1 pseudogene is annotated in these 586 nt (G+C 34.5%); it reads right to left on the bottom strand.

From position 1 onward, the window contains the following. Positions 1-317, bottom strand: a pseudogene (locus ACS8FD_RS22905) (NAD-dependent malic enzyme); the annotation flags it as partial. Positions 318-586 lie beyond the last annotated feature (269 nt).

The following is a 586-nucleotide window of genomic DNA, read 5'->3' as shown; positions in this document are numbered from 1 at the left end:
TGGCCAACCGTTGGGGTATATATAAGCGGCATAACTTCCTCAATATGCTGCTCAATCAAATGATGAAACAAGGTCTCATTGGTATCTTGTATGTTGCGTAAGTAAATATGCTTGTCCATATCATTAGTAAAGGAGCTGAGCTGATGATATGCGCGTAGTGATTGTTCTTCAATCGTCTCAATGGCATGAGGCAATAAACCTGTCAAATTAAAGCTATCACGTTCCTCTGGTGAAAAGGCGCTACCTTTATTTAGCAAAGGGGTTTCTAATAGTGCAGGACCTGCAAAGGGAATGTATAAAGGACGTTGGTTTGTCATAATAAGATCTTCTTAATAAGGGTATGATAGTAAAAAGTTAACTGTTTTTATCGTTCCATAAAATAATAAACATCATTTAAATCTAGTTCTTGGTCTAACTTTCTTAAAATTATTCAATTTAACACCACTAAGAGTTGCTACCCTTAACCAGTCAAATGTCTTTTATAAGCGCTTAACCTCAAGGGTAAATTGATTGTTTTGTGATGTCTGTTTATCTAAACAAGTAATTGATACCAAATTAATAGTTAATTCACATAAGTCATGCTAAA

Source organism: Psychrobacter sp. 1U2 (assembly GCF_051847575.1).
This window is presented reverse-complemented; position numbering and strand designations above follow the sequence as displayed.